Here is a 1,135-nt window from a genome sequence, read left to right as displayed (position 1 = left end):
TTTTATTATTAATATTTTTCTATAAAATAGAAAATGTAATTCTGAAAGATTTGGTAATCTTGTTAATCAAAGCAACGTAAAAACCTAGTTCAAATGTGTGACTAGGGTTTTTTGGCTCTATAATTTTTGTCGTGGGTAAGACCATAGGTAAAAACAGGCAAAATAAAAAATCATCTAAATAGTGGTGTGAACTTTTTGGTAAAATCTAGCTCAATTCGTGTATTTTTAGGGTAAAATTCACACCACTCAATTGAAAGTTACTCAAATTAGATGAAATATTTCTTTCTGAAAACGTGGGGAAACATTGATATTAAGCATATATTGAAATTCATTCAAATACGAGATGTTCGAACCAGGTCTTAAGAAAGCTCGTAAAGCATCACAATTTAGTAAACGTTAATCAATACGACTATATCAACGTTTCAAAGCACTCAAAAGTTTACCTTATGGGTGCTTTTTTCTATACTTTCTAAAAAAATTTGCCCTAAAATTACCCTACTTGTTTTTAAGATGTTGGTAGGCAACTTGTCCAGCAGATAATGGAACTATGTTTGAAGCATTAACATAAGTTTTAGTTGTAATTGTATCGCTATGAGTTAATGCTTCAGAAATGGCTTCTAAGCTCATTCATGCCTTTTTAGCAAGTGTCGCTCCTGTATGTCGTAATTTATGAGGTGTAGCATGTTTAAGTTCTGGATGACGACGTTTGACAGATTTCATTTTATTATTAAGATAGTCAGAGTGTAGAGGGCTATTAACATTACCCTTCATATCGATATAAGTAAAGACATATTGTTCATCGGATTGGATAATTCCAAACTTTGATAGTTCAGCATTTTGATGTTTTTTCCATATATTTTGTTAGGATTTGGGTAGAATCATTGATAACAGACTGTTACAAATCTAGTTAGCTGTATGATTTATGATTATCTACTTTTCTAGTAACCAATCTATGATATTTTTCTTCTCAATTCCATTGTAATTGGCTGTTGGCTGAATCGTATCCATTGTTAATAGATATTTTGGGAATTGATCTTTAATGGCTTCTAGTGGTCTAAGTTCTCTTTCTAGTGTTTCTGGAGCAAGTGTTGTTTCACTGACTTGATAATAAGCGTAGTGGCCAAGATCAGTTATA

General features: G+C 31.6%; 2 pseudogenes. Both read right to left on the bottom strand.

The window, feature by feature from the left end:
- Positions 1-495: 495 nt before the first annotated feature.
- Positions 496-852, bottom strand: a pseudogene (locus tag D8787_RS11975) (tyrosine-type recombinase/integrase); the annotation flags it as partial.
- A gap of 78 nt (positions 853-930) precedes the next feature.
- Positions 931-1,135 (bottom strand): annotated as a pseudogene (locus D8787_RS11230) (ATP-binding protein); the annotation flags it as partial.

The organism is Streptococcus mitis (assembly GCF_003944325.1).
In the GTDB taxonomy this organism is placed as follows: Bacteria; Bacillota; Bacilli; order Lactobacillales; family Streptococcaceae; genus Streptococcus; species Streptococcus mitis_CW.
This window is presented reverse-complemented; position numbering and strand designations above follow the sequence as displayed.